Below are 17,482 nucleotides of genomic sequence, written 5' to 3'. Positions count from 1 at the left end.
CACAAGCCGCCGCGGGAAGGGAAGCCCCGTCGCGACGGCGAAACGATTTTCCGCCGGCCCCAACGAAAAACCCCGGCGCAACGGGGCGCCGGGGTCGGTATCATGTCCGGGTTTCGATCAATCCCGGTTTTCGGGCGTCTCGACCAGCGTATCGCCAAAGGGATCGCCCATCGTGTCCTCGGCGGGCGCGGCCAGGGCCGCGGCGGCCTCGGCCTCTTCGCGGCGGGCCTCGATCACCACGTTGTCGCGATCCTGCGCGATCCGGCGCACCCGCTGGGTGGCACCGCCGGTCCCGGCCGGGATCAGGCGGCCGACGATCACGTTTTCCTTCAGGCCCACCAGCTTGTCCTTCTTGCCCTGAACCGAGGCTTCGGTCAGCACGCGGGTGGTTTCCTGGAAGGACGCCGCCGAGATGAAGGACCGCGTCTGCAGCGACGCCTTGGTGATGCCCAGCAGGATCGGTTCGCCCTGTGCCGGGCGGGCACCCTGCGCCAGCGCCTTTTCGTTGGCGGTGTCGAATTCCTGCTTGTCGACATGTTCACCCTTGAGCAGCGTGGTGTCGCCGCTTTCCAGGATCTCCCATTTCTGCAGCATCTGCCGGACGATCACCTCGATATGCTTGTCGTTGATCTTCACGCCCTGCAGACGATAGACATCCTGCACCTCGTCGATCATGTAATCGGCGAGCGCCTCGACACCCATGATCGACAGGATGTCATGCGGCGCGGGATTACCGTCCATGATATAGTCGCCCTTCTGCACGAAGTCGCCTTCCTGCACCGGGATATGCTTGCCCTTGGGCACCATGTATTCGGCCGGTTCCATCGACTCGTCGGCGGGTTCGATGCTGATGCGGCGCTTGTTCTTGTAGTCGCGCCCGAACCGCACATAGCCGTCGATTTCGGCGATGATCGCGTGATCCTTGGGACGGCGCGCCTCGAACAGTTCCGCCACCCGCGGCAGACCACCGGTGATGTCCTTGGTCTTGGCGCCCTCGCGCGGGATCCGCGCCACCACGTCGCCGGCCTGCAGCTGCTGGCCATCTTCGACCGACAGGATCGCGTCCACCGACATCGGGTAGGTCACGGGATTGCCGGCCTCGTTGCGCACCGGTTCGCCGTCCTCGCCGACCAGGATGATCTCGGGCTTGAGATCGTTGCCCTTGGGCGCGGCGCGCCAGTCGATCACGATCTTCTGGGTCATGCCCGTCGCATCGTCGGTTTCATCGCGCACGGCGATGCCGCCCACGAGGTCGACGAACTTGGCGGTGCCGGCCTTTTCGGCGATGATCGGCAGGGTGTAGGGATCCCATTCGAACAGCTTGTCGCCACGGGCCACCTTGTCGCCGTCCTTGACGAACAGGCGCGTCCCGTAGCCCAGCTTGTGGCTGGCACGTTCCTCGCCGTTCTCGTCGCGGATGACGAGCTTCATGTTGCGGCCCATCACCAGCACTTCACCCGCCGCGTTTTCCAGCGTGTTGGCGTTCTCGAACGCGACAACACCCTGCTGGCTGGCTTCGAGGAAGGATTGCTGCCCGCCCTGCGCGACACCACCGATGTGGAAGGTCCGCATGGTCAGCTGGGTGCCCGGTTCCCCGATCGACTGCGCGGCGATGATGCCGACGGCCTCGCCGGTGTTCACCATGGTGCCACGGGCCAGGTCGCGGCCATAGCACATGGCACAGACGCCTTCCTCGGCCTCGCAGGTCAGCGGCGACCGGATGCGCGCCGACTGCACGCCGGCCTCGTCGATGGTGTCGGACATGCGTTCGTCGATCAGCTGACCGGCCGCAACGATCACCTCGTCGGTGCCCGGACGCAGGATGTCGTCGGCCGCGACGCGGCCCAGCACGCGCTCGGCCAGCGATGCCACGACCTCGCCGTCGTTCACGGCCGCTTCGGCCGTGATCGCCCGCTCGGTGCCGCAATCCTGCTGGCGCACGATGCAATCCTGCGCCACGTCCACCAGGCGCCGGGTCAGGTAGCCCGAGTTCGCGGTCTTCAGCGCGGTATCCGACAGGCCCTTGCGGGCGCCGTGGGTCGAGTTGAAGTATTCGAGAACGGTCAGGCCTTCCTTGAAGTTCGAGATGATCGGCGTTTCGATGATGTCGCCGTTGGGCTTGGCCATCAGGCCGCGCATCCCGCCCAGCTGTTTCATCTGCGTGACCGAGCCCCGCGCGCCGGAATGGGCCATCATGTAGACCGAGTTCGGTTCCTTGTCGGAGCCGTCATCGTCCTTGGCCACGGCCGAGATGGTGTTCATCATCGCATCGGTGACGCGGTCGTTGCATTTCGACCAGGCATCGACAACCTTGTTGTATTTCTCACCCTGGGTGATCAGGCCGTCCATGTATTGCTGTTCGAAATCCTTGACCTGGCCGCGGGTGTCCTCGACGATGCCCCATTTGTCCTCGGGGATCACCATGTCGTCCTTGCCGAACGAGATGCCGGCCTTGAACGCTTCGCGGAAGCCCATGACCATGATCTGGTCGCAGAAGATGACCGATTCCTTCTGTCCGCAATAGCGGTAGACGGTGTCGATCACCTGCTGCACCTCTTTCTTGCGCAGCAGCTTGTTGACCAGGTCGAACGGCGCCTTGACGTTTTTCGGCAGCAGCGCGCCCAGCCGCACGCGGCCCGGCGTGGTCTCGTAGCGTTTGAGAACCTCGTTGCCTTCCTCGTCGATCTGCGGGATGCGCGCGGTGATCCGCGAATGCAGGTGCACCTCGCCCGCGTTCAGCGCATGTTCCACCTCTTCGATCGAGCCGAACACCTTGCCTTCGCCCTTCATCCCCTCGCGGTCGAGGGTGACGTAGTAGAGCCCGAGGATCATGTCCTGCGACGGCACGATGATCGGGCTGCCATTGGCCGGCGACAGCACGTTGTTGGTCGACATCATCAGGACCCGCGCTTCCAGCTGCGCCTCGAGGCTCAGCGGGACATGCACGGCCATCTGGTCACCGTCGAAGTCGGCGTTGAAGGCCGAACAGACCAGCGGGTGCAGCTGGATCGCCTTGCCTTCGATCAGCGTGGGTTCGAAGGCCTGGATGCCCAGCCGGTGCAGCGTCGGCGCCCGGTTCAGCATGACCGGATGTTCACGGATCACCTCGTCGAGGATGTCCCAGACCTCGGGACGTTCCTTTTCGACCAGCTTCTTGGCCTGTTTCACCGTCGAGGACAGGCCCTTGGCCTCGAGCCGCGAATAGATGAACGGCTTGAACAGCTCCAGCGCCATCTTCTTGGGTAGCCCGCACTGGTGCAGCTTGAGTTCCGGACCGGTCACGATCACCGAACGGCCCGAGAAATCCACGCGTTTGCCCAACAGGTTCTGCCGGAACCGGCCCTGTTTGCCCTTGAGCATGTCCGAGAGCGATTTCAGCGGCCGCTTGTTGGCGCCGGTGATGACCCGACCGCGACGGCCGTTGTCGAACAGCGCATCGACCGATTCCTGCAACATCCGCTTTTCGTTGCGCACGATGATGTCGGGCGCGCGCAGCTCGATCAGCCGCTTGAGACGGTTGTTGCGGTTGATGACCCGGCGATAGAGGTCGTTGAGGTCGGACGTGGCGAACCGGCCGCCGTCGAGCGGCACCAGCGGGCGCAGTTCCGGCGGGATCACCGGGATCACGGTCAGCACCATCCATTCCGGGCGGTTGCCGGATTCGATGAAATGCTCGACCACCTTCAGGCGCTTGATGATCTTCTTGGGCTTCAGTTCGCCGGTGGCTTCCTTGAGATCCTCGCGCAGGCGCTCGGCCTCGCTTTCGAGGTCGATCTTGGCCAGCATCTCGCGGATCGCCTCGGCGCCGATATTGGCGCTGAACGCGTCCATGCCATAGGCGTCCTGGGCGTCCATGAACTCTTCTTCGGTGAGCATCTGGCCTTCGCTCAGGTCGGTCAGGCCCGGGTCGATCACCACATAGTTCTCGAAATAGAGCACGCGTTCCAGATCGCGCAGCGTCATGTCCAGCATCAGGCCGATGCGGGACGGCAGCGATTTCAGGAACCAGATATGCGCAACGGGTGCTGCCAGTTCGATATGGCCCATGCGTTCGCGGCGCACCTTCTGCAGCGTCACCTCGACGCCGCATTTCTCGCAGACGACGCCGCGGTATTTCATGCGCTTGTATTTGCCGCACAGGCATTCATAGTCCTTGATCGGACCAAAGATGCGCGCGCAGAACAGCCCGTCGCGTTCCGGCTTGAACGTGCGGTAGTTGATGGTTTCCGGTTTCTTGATCTCGCCGTAGGACCACGACAGGATCCGTTCCGGGCTCGCCAGCGAAACCTTGATCTCGTCGAACACCTTCGGCGGTGTCAGCGGGTTAAACGGGTTGTTGGTCAGTTCCTGGTTCATTTTGATACCTCAAATTCGTGCGGATGGCCGGGGTGGCGGTGGGGTAGAACCCCACCCTACGGGGCGCCGTAGGGTGGGTTTTCAACCCACCTTCACTCGTCGACCTCCGCATCCAGGAGTTCCATGTTCAGGCCGAGGCCGCGGACTTCCTTCACCAGAACGTTGAACGATTCCGGCACGCCCGCTTCGAAGTTGTCTTCGCCCTTGACGATCGATTCATAGACCTTGGTCCGGCCTGCCACGTCATCCGACTTGACGGTCAGCATCTCCTGCAGGGTGTAGGCGGCGCCATAGGCTTCGAGCGCCCAGACCTCCATTTCCCCGAAACGCTGGCCACCGAACTGCGCCTTGCCGCCCAGCGGCTGCTGGGTCACCAGGCTGTAGGGCCCGGTCGAACGCGCGTGGATCTTGTCGTCCACCAGGTGGTGCAGTTTCAGCAGGTACTTGATGCCCACGGTCACCGGGCGCGCGAACTGTTCGCCGGTCCGGCCGTCGAACAGGACCGACTGGCCCGAGGTGTCGAACCCGGCGCGGATCAGCGCGTCGTTCACGTCGGCTTCCTTGGCGCCGTCGAAGACCGGGGTCGCGATCGGCACGCCACGGGTGACGTTGCCCGCCGCCTCGACCAGTTCGGCTTCGTCCATGTTCGAGATACCCTCGTCATAGACATCCTCGCCATAGGCGTGGGCCATCGCTTCGCGCACCGGGGTCAGGTCGCCCGAGCGGCGGTAATCGCCCAGCGCGTCGTCGATCCGCAGGCCCAGGCCGCGCGCGGCCCAGCCCATGTGGGTTTCGAGGATCTGGCCGACATTCATCCGCGACGGCACGCCCAGCGGGTTGAGGCAGAAATCGACCGGGGTCCCGTCGGAGAGGAACGGCATGTCCTCCATCGGCACCACTTTCGAGATCACGCCCTTGTTCCCGTGACGGCCGGCCATCTTGTCGCCCGGCTGCAGCTTGCGCTTCACCGCCACGAACACCTTGACCATCTTCATCACGCCCGGCGGCAGGTCGTCGCCGCGGCGGACCTTTTCGACCTTGTCCTCGAAACGGGCGTCGAGCGCGCGTTTCTGCGCCTCGTACTGCTCGTTTAGAGCCTCGACCACCTGCGCGTCGGCCTCCTCCCCGAGCGCCAGTTGCCACCACTGGCCGCGGGTCAGCGTGTCCAGCAGTTCCTCGGTGATCTCGGAACCGGACTTGACGCCCTTGGGCCCCTTCACCGCGGTCTTGCCGAGGATCAGCCCCCGGAGACGGGCATAGATGTTGCGATCGAGGATCGCCATCTCGTCGTCGCGGTCGCGGGCGAGCCGTTCGATCTCTTCCCGTTCGATCTGAAGCGCCCGCTCGTCCTTGTCGATGCCGTGGCGGTTGAACACGCGAACCTCGACCACGGTGCCGAAATCGCCCGGCTTGACCCGCAGCGAGGTGTCGCGCACGTCGCTGGCCTTTTCACCGAAGATGGCGCGCAGGAGCTTTTCTTCCGGCGTCATCGGGCTTTCGCCCTTGGGGGTGATCTTGCCCACCAGGATGTCACCCGGTTCGACATCGGCGCCGATATAGACGATGCCGGCCTCATCGAGGTTGCGCAGCGCCTCTTCGCCCACGTTCGGAATGTCGCGGGTGATCTCTTCCGGCCCCAGCTTGGTATCGCGGGCGGCAACCTCGAATTCCTCGATATGGATCGAGGTGAACACGTCGTCGCGCGCGATGCGTTCCGAGATCAGGATCGAGTCCTCGTAGTTGTAGCCGTTCCACGGCATGAACGCGACGACCACGTTCTTGCCCAGCGCCAGTTCACCCATGTCGGTGGACGGACCGTCGGCGATCACCTCGCCCTTGCGGACGGTGTCGCCCACCTTCACCAGCGGCCGCTGGTTGATGCAGGTGTTCTGGTTCGACCGCTGGAACTTGCGCATCCGGTAGATGTCGACCCCGGCATCGCCCAGTTCCAGATCCTCGGTGGCGCGGATCACGATCCGCTGCGCGTCGACCTGGTCGATGATGCCGGCCCGGCGGGCCTGGATGGCCGCGCCCGAGTCGATGGCAACCTTGCCCTCGATCCCGGTGCCGACCAGCGGTGCCTCGGCGCGCAGCAGCGGCACCGCCTGGCGTTGCATGTTCGACCCCATCAGCGCGCGGTTGGCGTCGTCGTTCTCGAGGAACGGGATCAGCGAGGCGGCAACCGACACCAGCTGTTTCGGGCTCACGTCGATCAGGTCCACGTTTTCACGCGGCGCCAGCGTGTAGTCGCCGGACTGGCGGGTGCTGACCAGTTCGTTGATGAAATTGCCGTTCTCGTCCAGCGTCGCGTTGGCCTGCGCCACGGTGTGACGCATTTCCTCGGTCGCGGACATATAGTGGACCTCGTCGGTCACATGCCCTTCGTTGACCACGCGATACGGGGTTTCGATGAACCCGTATTTGTTGACGCGGGCAAAGGTCGCGAGGCTGTTGATAAGACCGATATTCGGGCCTTCCGGCGTCTCGATCGGGCACATCCGGCCATAGTGGGTCGGGTGCACGTCGCGCACCTCGAAGCCGGCGCGTTCGCGGGTCAGGCCGCCCGGCCCGAGCGCCGACAGACGCCGCTTGTGGGTGACCTCGGACAGCGGGTTGGTCTGGTCCATGAACTGCGACAGCTGGCTCGAGCCGAAGAATTCGCGCACCGCGGCCGCGGCCGGCTTGGCGTTGATCAGGTCCTGCGGCATGACGGTGTCGATCTCGACAGAGGACATGCGTTCCTTGATCGCGCGCTCCATCCGCAGCAGGCCGACGCGATACTGGTTTTCCATCAGCTCGCCGACGGACCGCACCCGGCGGTTGCCCAGGTGGTCGATGTCGTCCACGTCGCCCTTGCCGTCGCGCAGTTCCACCAGCGCCTTGATGCAGGCGACGATGTCTTCGCGGTCCAGCGTGCGCTGGGTGTCCGGCTTGTCGAGCGCGAGGCGCATGTTCATCTTGACCCGGCCCACGGCGGACAGGTCATAGCGTTCGTTGTCGAAGAACAGCGTGTCGAACAGCGCGCTGGCGGCCTCGACGGTGGGCGGTTCGCCCGGGCGCATGACGCGGTAGATGTCCATGAGCGCGGTTTCGCGGTTCATGTTCTTGTCCTGCGCCATGGTGTTGCGCATGTAGGGGCCGACATTGATGTTGTCGATGTCCAGAACCGGGATGTCGGTGATGCCCGCATCGATCAGGTCCTTGACGGTGCCGCCGATCAGGTCGCCGTCCTTGTCGTATTCCAGCGTCAGCTCGTCCCCGGCTTCGACATAGATCGCGCCGGTTTCCTCGTTGATGATGTCACGGGCGACGAATTTGCCGACGATATGGTCGAACGGTACCAGCAGTTCGGTGACGGAACCGTCCTTCAGCCATTCGTTCACCTTGCGCGGCGTGACCTTCTTGCCGGCCTCCGCGATCACCTCGCCCGAACCCGCATCGACCAGATCGAAGGTCGGGCGGGTGCTGCGCACGCGGTCGGGGAAGAACGGCGTGGCCCAGCCGCGGGACTTCTCCAGCCGATAGCTGACAGTGTTGTAATAGGCATCCATGATGCCTTCCTGGTCGAGGCCCAGCGCATAGAGCAGCGTGGTCACCGGCAGCTTGCGGCGGCGGTCGATCCGGGCAAAGACGATGTCCTTGGCGTCGAATTCGAAATCCAGCCACGACCCGCGATAGGGGATGATCCGGCAGGCGAACAGCAGCTTGCCCGAGCTGTGGGTCTTGCCCTTGTCATGGTCGAAGAACACGCCGGGCGAGCGGTGCATCTGCGACACGATCACGCGTTCGGTGCCGTTGACGATGAACGTGCCGTTGGGCGTCATCAGGGGCATGTCGCCCATGAACACGTCCTGTTCCTTGATGTCCTTGACGGATTTGGCGCCGGTATCCTCGTCGACATCGAACACGATCAGCCTCAGCGTCACCTTGAGCGGCGCGCTGTAGGTCATGTCGCGCTGCTGGCATTCCTCGACATCGTATTTCGGCTTTTCCAGCTCGTATTTCACGAATTCCAGCACGCTGGTCTCGTTGAAATCCTTGATCGGAAAGACCGACTGAAACACGCCCATGATGCCCTCGCCATCGGTGGGCTGGGGCGCATCGCCGGAATTCAGGAACAGATCATACGAGGATTTCTGGACCTCGATCAGGTTCGGCATCTCCAGCACTTCGCGGATCTTGCCGTAATACTTGCGAAGACGTTTCTGGCCGATGAAGGACTGAGCCATTTCGGTTGTCACCTTTTCCAGTTTCTCACCGGTCAGGGATGCCGCCGGGCCCCGGCAACCTTGACCATACGAGACAGCGCGTCCGGATCAATTCATGGCCGCCGTCCCGAAGGGCGGCCTCCCGATCCGATGAACCTCGCCTTGGAAAGGGCTCGCGCGGCAAAGCCCTTTCCGAGACAGGTTCGGCTGGGCCCGGAATCCTCCGGGCCCAGCCTGTGAACCGTCAGGGTAGGATGGGGTTGAACCCCATCCTACGCGAGTTCGACCTCTGCGCCAGCTGCTTCCAGCTTGCCCTTGACTTCTTCGGCTTCCTCTTTCGAGACACCTTCCTTGATCTTGCCGCCGGCCTCGACCAGTTCCTTGGCCTCTTTCAGGCCCAGGCCGGTGATGCCGCGCACTTCCTTGATCACGTTGATCTTGGAGGCGCCGGCATTCTTCAGCACGACGTCAAATTCGGTCTTTTCCTCTTCGGCTGCGCCACCGGCGTCGCCTGCGGGACCGGCCATCATCACTGCGCCGCCGGCGGCGGGCTCGATGCCGTATTCGTCCTTGAGGATGGTTTTCAGTTCCTGGGCTTCCAGCAGGGTCAGACCAACGATCTCTTCTGCCAGTTTCTTCAGATCAGCCATTGTATCAGCTCTTTCCGTTTTGATGTGTGTTCCAACGTCGGGGCAACGGCCCCACGCCGGTCATTCAGTGCCAACCGCCTACGCAGCTTCCGCCTTCTCTTCGATGGTCGAAAGGATGCTTGCGATGTTGCTTGCAGGTGCGCCAATCGCGCCGGCGATATTCGAGGCAGGTGCGCCGATGCAGCCGACGATGGAAGCGATGAGCTCCTCGCGCGACGGCATCTTGGACACGGCTTCGACGCCTTTGCGGTCCAGTGCATTCTCACCCATGGCCCCGCCAAGGATCTCGAACTTCTTGTTCTCCTTGGCAAAGTCCTCGGCCACCTTGGCTGCCGCCACGGGGTCCTCGGAATAGGTCAGCACGGTCATCCCCGTCAGCAGGTCAGACATGCTTTCACACGGCTTCCCCTCGAGGGCGATCTTGGCGAGCCTGTTCTTGGCAACACGCACGGCCCCGCCCGCATCGCGAGCACGCGCGCGCAGGTCCTGCATCTCGGCAACTGTCAGACCGACGTAGTGGGCAACCACCACGACGCCAGAGCTTTCGAAGATCTGGCCGAGTTCCTCGACCACTTTCTCTTTCTGGGCTCTATCCACAGTTTCACTCCAATCTGGGGGTTTCCCCCCGGCTCTCGTTTTCCCCGGATCGCTCCGGGGGTCGGGTCCAATTTCAGGGTCCCGAGCCAAAACCGCCCGAAGGGCGAAAAGGTCTCGTTTCCCATCTCAGGAAGGAATTATTCCCGGGCCGAAGCCCGCGAACCCTCCGTCTCGGACAGGACGGGGGCACCAGGGCGTCCCCGCCATTTGAGGCCGAAACCTCAAATTCTCTTCCGGGCCGGGCCGGTGCAGGGCACCGGCCGTTTCGCCCGCGTCACGATCCGCGCAGCGGATCGCGCGTCATTCGCCCGTGGCGCTGGCCACGTCGATGCTGACGCCCGGACCCATGGTCGAGCTCAGCGCGATCTTCTTCATGTAGGTGCCCTTGGCGCCCGAGGGCTTGGCCCGCGCGACGGCACCGACAAAGGCTCGCACGTTTTCGGCCAGCTTGCCGGCGTCGAACGACGCCTTGCCGACACCCGCGTGAACCACACCGGCCTTTTCCACCTTGAACTGGACTTCGCCGCCCTTGGCGTTCCTGACCGCGTCAGCCACGTCCATGGTCACGGTGCCGACCTTGGGGTTCGGCATCAGGTTGCGCGGACCCAGCACCTTGCCCAGACGGCCGACGATCGGCATCATGTCCGGGGTCGCGATGCAGCGGTCGAACTCGATCGTGCCGCCCTGGATGGTTTCCATCAGGTCCTCGGCGCCGACGATATCCGCACCGGCCTCTTTCGCCTCGTCGGCCTTGGGGCCGCGGGCGAACACGGCGACGCGCACGTCCTTGCCGGTGCCGTTGGGCAGGCCGACGACGCCGCGCACCATCTGGTCGGCGTGACGCGGATCGACACCGAGATTGACGGCGATCTCGACGGTTTCATCGAATTTGGCCGTTGCGTTGCCCTTGACCAGGGCGACGGCGTCTTCGACGCTCAGGTTTTCCTTGCCGGCAAAGGCTTCGCGGGCGGCGCGGACACGTTTTCCAAGTTTCGCCATCTTACTTCACCTCGATGCCCATGGAGCGCGCGCTGCCCAGAATGATCTGCATCGCGGCGTCGATATCATTGGCGTTCAGGTCTTTCATCTTCGCTTCCGCGATTTCCTTGACCTGAGCGACGCTCACCGTGCCCACGGTTTCGCGACCGGGGATCTTGGCGCCGGATTTCAGCTTGGCCGCCTTTTTCAGGAAATAGGACGCCGGGGGCGTCTTGATGTCCATGGTAAAGGACTTGTCCTGATAGTAGGTGATCACGGTCGGGCACGGCGCGCCCGGTTCGAGATCCGCGGTCTTGGCGTTGAATGCCTTGCAGAATTCCATGATGTTGATGCCGCGCTGACCCAGCGCCGGACCGACCGGCGGGGAAGGGTTCGCTTGACCGGCGGGGACCTGAAGCTTCATGGTCCCGGCGAGTTTCTTGGCCATTGGCCTTCTCCTTCTTCAACACAGGGCCGGGCGCGCCCGTCCTGCTTTGCGTTGCCGTGGTCCGGTCCGGGCGCCGCGGCGCCCTCGCCTCCCACGTCTCACATCGCGGTCACGACTGTTTCGTCACCTGCGTGTATTCCAGTTCGACCGGGGTTTCCCGGCCAAAGATCGACACCGTCACCTTCAGGCGCTGGTTGTCGTCGTCCACTTCCTCGACCATGCCGTCGAAATCCTCGAACGGCCCGTCATTGACCTTGACCTTCTCGCCGACCTCGAAATGGATCAGTGTGCGCGGCGCTTCCTCGCCTTCCTGAACGCGGTTCAGGATCTGGTTCACCTCGGCGTCCCGCATCGGCATCGGGCGGCCCTGCGGCCCCAGGAATCCGGTGACCCGGTTGATCGAGTTGACCAGGTGATACCCGCGGTCGGACATTTCCATATGCACCAACACATAGCCCGGCATAAACCGGCGCTCGGCGGTCACCTTCTTGCCCCGGCGCACCTCGATCACCTCTTCGGTGGGCACCAGGACCTCGTCGATTTCATCCTCGAGCCCCTGCTCGGCGACCGACACCCTGATCTGCTCGGCGATCTTCTTCTCGAAATTCGAGAGAACGCTTACCGAGTACCATCGTTTCGCCATGAAGCTCGTCACCCTTCTTCGCCGGCGCCACCGATCGGCGGATGCCGGAATTCCGTCTTTTTGCAAGCGGTTGAACCGCCACGCCCCGCAACAAAAATCGGCGCGCAACACGAATCGCCGCGCGCCCATTCACCGAGTCAGCGGGTGACCTACTCCCACATGGTGAAATGTGCAAGGGGCAGACGCGGGAATGTGAACGATTGGCGCGGTGCGGATTGCGCCGCCGGGTCAGCCGAACAGGTTCAGCACGCCCTGCAGGCCGGAGCGGATCAGCAGATCGACCAGCGCAAAGAACACCGCCGTCAGCGCGGCCATGATGAACACCATCACCGTGGTCAGCATGACCTCGCGGCGGGTCGGCCAGACGACCTTGGCGATCTCGGCGCGGACCTGCTGAATGAACTGGATCGGGTTGACGGTTGCCATCTGTGAACTCGCTTCGTCGGAACGAACAGCCACATATAGGGCTGCGCCGGCTAATTCAAGGCCGCTCTGGCACCCGGTGCGCGGCGGGTCCGGTCTTAACCATTTGCTAACCATGCCGGCGCTACCCATTGAAGGCCGGGCAGAGGGGGCGAGACATGCTGGCGCGGGCCTATACCGTTGCGTTTCAGGGGGTCGAGGCCCGGCTGGTCGAGGTGCAATGCGCGGTCACCCCCGGCCTGCCCGCTTTTTCCGTGGTCGGCCTGCCCGACAAGGCGGTGTCGGAAGCCCGCGACCGCGTGCGCAGCGCGCTGGCCGCGCTGGCCATCGCGCTGCCGTCGAAACGGATCACCATCAACCTGTCACCCGCCGACCTGCCCAAGGAGGGCAGCCATTTCGACCTGCCGATCGCGCTGGCCCTGCTGGCGGCGCTTCAGGTCGTGCCGGCCGAGGATGCCGAGGCCACCGTGGCGCTGGGCGAATTGTCCCTGGACGGCGCGCTGGTGCCGGTGGCGGGTGCCCTGCCCGCGGCGATGGCCGCCGCCGACGAGGACCGGGTGCTGCTCTGCCCGCGCGCCTCGGGCGCCGAGGCGGCCTGGGTGGGCGCGACACAGGTCCTGGCCGCGGAGAGCCTGCATGACGTGATGCGGCATTTCACCGGGCAGGTGCCGATCACCCCGTCGCAACCCGGTGAGGTCCGGGCCGGTCCCGCCCCGCGCGACCTGCGCGACGTGAAAGGACAGGAACGCGCCAAGCGCGCGCTGGAGATCGCCGCGGCCGGGCGGCACCACCTGATAATGGTGGGCACGCCCGGCTCGGGCAAATCCATGCTCGCGGCGCGGATGCCGGGCATCCTGCCGCCGATGACGCCCGCCGAGGCGCTGGAAACCTCGATGATCCAGTCACTTTGCGGGTTGCTCGACGATGGCGGGATCAGCCGCGCGCGCCCATTCCGCGAACCGCATCATACCGCGTCCATGGCCGCCATCGTCGGCGGCGGACGGCGCGCCATGCCCGGCGAGATCAGCCTGGCCCATAACGGCGTGCTGTTCATGGACGAATTTCCCGAGTTTCCGCGCAACGTGCTGGAAACCCTGCGCCAGCCGATCGAAACCGGCGAGGTGATGGTGGCCCGTGCCAACGCCCATGTGAAATATCCCTGCAAGTTCATGCTGGTCGCCGCGGCCAACCCATGCAAATGCGGCTATCTCAGCGACCCCGCCCGCGCCTGCGCCCGCGTGCCCGGCTGCGGCGACGATTATCTCGGCCGGATTTCCGGCCCGCTGATGGACAGGTTCGACCTGCGGATCGAAGTGCCGCCGGTGGGGTATGCCGATCTCGACCTGCCGGCCGACGGCGAATCGTCGGAAACGGTCGCGGCGCGGGTGGCCGGGGCGCGCGCGATCCAGACGGCCCGTTACGGTGACGCGATGGAGCTGCGGCAGAATGCCGACGCCCATGGCACGGTCCTCGAACAGGTGGCCACCCCCGATGCCGAGGGCCGGGACTTGCTGTCGCGCGTGGCCGAAAAGCTGGGCCTGTCGGCGCGCGGGTTTCACCGGGTGCTGCGCGTGGCCCGGACCATTGCCGACCTGGCCGGGTCCGACACGGTGCGCCGCCCGCATGTGGCCGAGGCGCTGAGTTTCCGCCTGACCTCGTCGTCGGCCTGACCGGTCAGGCCAGCCGCGCCTCGATCGCGTCCCAGATCATCCCGGCCACGTTGCTGCCGTCGAACCGCTCGAGTTCCTGGATGCCGGTGGGCGAGGTCACGTTGATCTCGGTCAGCCAGTCGCCGATCACGTCGATACCGACGAACACCTGCCCCTTTTCGCGCAGCAGCGGCCCGATGGCGGCGCAGATCTCCAGGTCACGGTCCGACAATCCGGTCTTTTCGGGGCGCCCGCCCACATGCATGTTCGACCGGGTTTCCCCCTCGGCCGGAACCCGGTTGATCGCGCCCGCCGGTTCGCCATCGACGAGGATCACCCGCTTGTCGCCCTGCGCCACCGCGGGCAGGAATTTCTGCACGATCAGGGGTTCGCGCGAAAACCCCGTGAACAGTTCATGCAGCGATGTCAGGTTGCGGTCATTCGCGTCCAGTCGGAACACCCCCGCCCCGCCATTGCCATAAAGCGGCTTCAGGATGATATCGCCGTGGCGCGCCTTGAAGGCGCGGATGGTTTCCAGATCGCGGGCCACGGTGGTCGGCGGCGTCAGGTGCGGAAAATCGAGAACCAGCAGCTTCTCGGGGTAGTTGCGCACCCAGAACGGATCGTTGACGACCAGCGTGTCGCCGCGCAGCCGGTCCAGCAGGTGGGTCGAGGTGATGTAATGCATGTCGAACGGCGGGTCCTGGCGCAGCCAGACCACGTCGAAATCGGCCAGGTCGACCTGGCGCAGCGGACCCAGCACCGCCGGTTCGCCCGCCACCCGCTGCACCGTCATGTCCTGGCCGCGCGCGGTGATCCGGCCTTCGTCATAGGCCAGGTGGTCAGGGCCGTAGAAGAACAGGTCATGGCCACGCGCCTGGGCCTCTTCGGCCAGCCGGAACGAACTGTCGGCGTTGACGTCCACCCCGCTGATCGGGTCCATCTGAAAGGCGATCTTCATGCAGCGTCCCCCGTTGATGCGTCAGCATACATGGCGCAGAGGCCGCACGGGTTCAATGACGATCAACCCTGTCCGAACGCGTTTTCGATGATCTCGTAGGCCCCGGTGCCGTCGACCAGCGCCACGTCGATGCGCATGTCGGTGAGCTGCCCGGCCGGTTCGCCGGCCAGAAACAGCTCTGCCGCGGCGCGGATGCGGCGCATCTGGGCGGGCCGGAGGCTTTCTGCCGCCCGCGCGATACTGCGGCTGTGCTTGACCTCGACAAAGACCAGCCCGCCGGGATTGCGGCCGGAATTTCGAAGGACGAGGTCGATCTCGCCGCCCCCGCCGCGCCAGCGCCGTTGCGCGACGGTGAACCCGCGGCGTTCATAATCGAGCGCGATACGCCGTTCGGCCGCGTCGCCCGCGTGATGGGCCATGCGCCCCCGCGCCACCTTGTCCATCCGGTCAGTCCTTCGCCAACTTCAGCGCCATCTGGTAGATCCGGCGCCGGGGCTGACCATGCGCGCGGGCGACGATTTCCGCCGCGTCGCGCACCGATTGCGTTTCCAGCGCCGCCAACAGATCGGATTCTATGTCCGTTTCACTAACGGTTTCTGAACGCGCGCGATCGACCAGCAGCACGATTTCGCCCTTGGGCGCGGCACCGGACAGGTCCCCGGCAAGGCTGGCCAGCGTCCCGCGCCGGACCTCTTCGAATTTCTTGGTCAGTTCCCGGCACATCACCGCCTCGCGATCGCCGCCCAGCACGGCGCCCAGGTCCGCGAGACAGGCGGCAATCCGTTTCGGCGATTCGTAGAAGACAAGCGTGCCGGGCACCTCGCGCAGTTCCTCGGCCCGCGCGCGCCGCGCCGCTGCCTGCGACGGCAGGAACCCGGCAAAGAAAAACGCGTCGGTCGGCAACCCAGCCAGCACCAGCGCCGTCAGCGCCGCCGATGGCCCCGGCGCGGCGGTCACCATGAACCCGGCCTCGGCCGCCGCGCGCCCCAGATCATAGCCGGGGTCGGCGATCAGCGGCATTCCCGCTTCGGACGCATAGGCAACCGACTGCCCCGCGGCGAGCGCGGCGAGCAACCGGGCCCGCGCGCCGCCACCCGAGTGGTCATGGTAGGACAGCAGCCTGCGCCCGCCCAGCGGCACGCCGTGGATCTCCATCAATCGCCGCAGGCTGCGGGTGTCTTCGGCCGCGATCACATCCGCCGAGGCCAGCACATCGAGCGCGCGCAGGGTGATGTCCCGCGCGGTTCCGATCGGGGTCGCGACGAAATAGAGACCCGGCGCAAGGGGAACGATCTGGTGATTCAACGCTGGACCCGCCTCAACTGACGTTTATTATCCCAAGGCAACAAAGCGCGGCGCGCCGCCGCCGGAGACAGGGAGTTTCGCGATCATGTTTGCCGTTTTCAAATCCCGCCGCAAGGTGGTGCTCGCCGTGGCGGCGCTGGCATCCGCCGCTTTCCTGAGCGCCTGCGACGTGGGCATCGGCGGCGGCGGCGGCGGGCCACGCATCGACACGTCCAAACCGGTGCCGGTGGCGCTGCTGGTGCCGCGCGGCTCGGCCCAGGCCGGCGATTCCGCCATCGCGTCGAACCTGGAAAACGCGGCGCGCATGGCGATCGCCGATCTTCAGGGCGTGCAGATCGACCTGCGCGTCTATGACACGGCAGGCAATGCCGCGACGGCGGCATCGGCCGCCACGCAGGCGGCAAATGACGGGGCGCAGATCATCCTCGGGCCGGTCTATGGCCAGGCCGCCAACGCCGCCGGGCTGGCGGTGAAGGGGCGCAACATCAATGTGCTCGCCTTCTCCAACAACCCGACGATTGCCGGCGGCAATGTCTTCGTGCTGGGCAACACGTTCGAGAACACCGCCCAGCGCCTGACCTCGTTTGCCGCCCGCAACGGCAAACGGAACCTGCTGGTGGTGCATGGAACCGACGTGGCCGGGCTGGCCGGGCTGGAAGCGATCCGGCGCGGCGTCGGCGGCACCGGCGCCAAGATCGTGGGCACCGTGCCATATGACCTGTCGCAACAGGCGGTGATCGCCGCGGTGCCGCGCGTGCGCGACGCGGCTTCGACCAGCGGCGCCGACGCGGTGTTCCTGACCTCGACAACCGCCGGGGCGCTGCCCCTGTTCGCCCAGATGCTGCCCGAGGCGGGCGTGTCACCGGCGATCACGCAGTATATCGGGCTGACCCGGTGGGACATCCCGTCCCAGACGCTGGCCCTGCCCGGCGTGCAGGGCGGCTGGTTCGCGTTGCCCGATCCTGGGATGACGCAGCGGTTCCAGGCCCGTTACTCGAGCGTCTACGGCGCCGCGCCGCACCCGATTGCCGGGCTGGGCTATGACGGCATCGCCGCCATCGGCGCATTGGTCAAGGCGGGCAAGGCCAACGCGCTGACCGGCGCGGCGCTGACCCAGGGTGCCGGGTTCCAGGGTGTCAACGGCATCTTCAGGCTGCGCCGGGACGGAACCAACCAGCGCGGCATGGCGGTGGCCACGATCCGCAATCAGCAGGTGGTGGTGATCGATCCGGCACCCGCCAGCTTCTCCGGTGCCGGTTTCTGA

13 protein-coding genes are annotated in these 17,482 nt (G+C 65.2%); 2 read left to right on the top strand and 11 right to left on the bottom strand.

The window, feature by feature from the left end; translation table 11 throughout:
* Nucleotides 1-117 precede the first annotated feature (117 nt).
* The 8 genes from rpoC to secE all read right to left on the bottom strand — a co-directional run bounded on the left by rpoC (nucleotide 118) and on the right by secE (nucleotide 12,306).
* Nucleotides 118-4,356 (bottom strand): DNA-directed RNA polymerase subunit beta', encoded by a 4,239-nt coding sequence (rpoC, locus tag C6Y53_RS10755; RefSeq protein ID WP_106472438.1) that lies wholly within the window; start codon nucleotides 4,354-4,356, stop codon nucleotides 118-120.
* Nucleotides 4,357-4,448: 92 nt separating this feature from the next.
* On the bottom strand, nucleotides 4,449-8,585 hold the full coding sequence (rpoB, locus tag C6Y53_RS10750) for a DNA-directed RNA polymerase subunit beta (protein ID WP_106474047.1): 4,137 nt from the start codon (nucleotides 8,583-8,585) through the stop codon (nucleotides 4,449-4,451).
* Nucleotides 8,586-8,836: 251 nt separating this feature from the next.
* On the bottom strand, nucleotides 8,837-9,214 hold the full coding sequence (rplL, locus tag C6Y53_RS10745; RefSeq protein WP_106472437.1) for a 50S ribosomal protein L7/L12: 378 nt from the start codon (nucleotides 9,212-9,214) through the stop codon (nucleotides 8,837-8,839).
* 78 nt (nucleotides 9,215-9,292) lie between these two features.
* Complete coding sequence (gene rplJ, locus C6Y53_RS10740) at nucleotides 9,293-9,811, bottom strand: 50S ribosomal protein L10 (protein ID WP_106472436.1); 519 nt, start codon at nucleotides 9,809-9,811, stop codon at nucleotides 9,293-9,295.
* Nucleotides 9,812-10,111: 300 nt separating this feature from the next.
* Nucleotides 10,112-10,810 carry a 50S ribosomal protein L1 gene (gene rplA, locus C6Y53_RS10735; protein ID WP_106472435.1) on the bottom strand — a complete coding sequence of 233 codons (699 nt, stop codon included), beginning with the start codon at nucleotides 10,808-10,810 and terminating at the stop codon, nucleotides 10,112-10,114.
* Nucleotide 10,811: 1 nt separating this feature from the next.
* Nucleotides 10,812-11,237 carry a 50S ribosomal protein L11 gene (rplK, locus tag C6Y53_RS10730; RefSeq protein ID WP_106472434.1) on the bottom strand — a complete coding sequence of 142 codons (426 nt, stop codon included), beginning with the start codon at nucleotides 11,235-11,237 and terminating at the stop codon, nucleotides 10,812-10,814.
* A gap of 109 nt (nucleotides 11,238-11,346) precedes the next feature.
* Complete coding sequence (gene nusG / locus C6Y53_RS10725) at nucleotides 11,347-11,880, bottom strand: transcription termination/antitermination protein NusG (protein ID WP_106472433.1); 534 nt, start codon at nucleotides 11,878-11,880, stop codon at nucleotides 11,347-11,349.
* 228 nt (nucleotides 11,881-12,108) lie between these two features.
* Nucleotides 12,109-12,306: a preprotein translocase subunit SecE gene (secE, locus tag C6Y53_RS10720; protein ID WP_106472432.1), complete on the bottom strand. Its 198-nt coding sequence runs from the start codon at nucleotides 12,304-12,306 to the stop codon at nucleotides 12,109-12,111.
* Nucleotides 12,307-12,461: 155 nt separating this feature from the next.
* Between secE and C6Y53_RS10715 the strand changes: the two genes are divergently transcribed.
* Nucleotides 12,462-13,973, top strand: coding sequence for a YifB family Mg chelatase-like AAA ATPase (locus C6Y53_RS10715; protein ID WP_106472431.1), 1,512 nt, complete (start codon nucleotides 12,462-12,464; stop codon nucleotides 13,971-13,973).
* A gap of 4 nt (nucleotides 13,974-13,977) precedes the next feature.
* Here the strand turns inward: C6Y53_RS10715 and gshB are convergent, their stop codons facing one another.
* The 3 genes from gshB to rsmI all read right to left on the bottom strand — a co-directional run bounded on the left by gshB (nucleotide 13,978) and on the right by rsmI (nucleotide 16,218).
* Entirely contained in the window at nucleotides 13,978-14,913 is a 936-nt protein-coding gene (gene gshB / locus C6Y53_RS10710) for a glutathione synthase (protein WP_106472430.1), read from the bottom strand.
* A gap of 62 nt (nucleotides 14,914-14,975) precedes the next feature.
* Nucleotides 14,976-15,356 carry a YraN family protein gene (locus C6Y53_RS10705; RefSeq protein WP_106472429.1) on the bottom strand — a complete coding sequence of 127 codons (381 nt, stop codon included), beginning with the start codon at nucleotides 15,354-15,356 and terminating at the stop codon, nucleotides 14,976-14,978.
* A 4-nt stretch (nucleotides 15,357-15,360) separates the two neighbouring features.
* Complete coding sequence (gene rsmI, locus C6Y53_RS10700) at nucleotides 15,361-16,218, bottom strand: 16S rRNA (cytidine(1402)-2'-O)-methyltransferase (protein WP_106472428.1); 858 nt, start codon at nucleotides 16,216-16,218, stop codon at nucleotides 15,361-15,363.
* An 85-nt stretch (nucleotides 16,219-16,303) separates the two neighbouring features.
* Between rsmI and C6Y53_RS10695 the strand changes: the two genes are divergently transcribed.
* The gene (locus tag C6Y53_RS10695) at nucleotides 16,304-17,482 is read left to right on the top strand and encodes a penicillin-binding protein activator (RefSeq protein WP_106472427.1); all 1,179 of its coding nucleotides are present in this window, start codon (nucleotides 16,304-16,306) and stop codon (nucleotides 17,480-17,482) included.

It is taken from the genome of Pukyongiella litopenaei, assembly GCF_003008555.2.
Lineage (GTDB): Bacteria > Pseudomonadota > Alphaproteobacteria > Rhodobacterales > Rhodobacteraceae > Pukyongiella > Pukyongiella litopenaei.
Note: the sequence above shows the minus strand (reverse complement) of the source record. Positions and strands in the feature narration are given on the sequence as shown.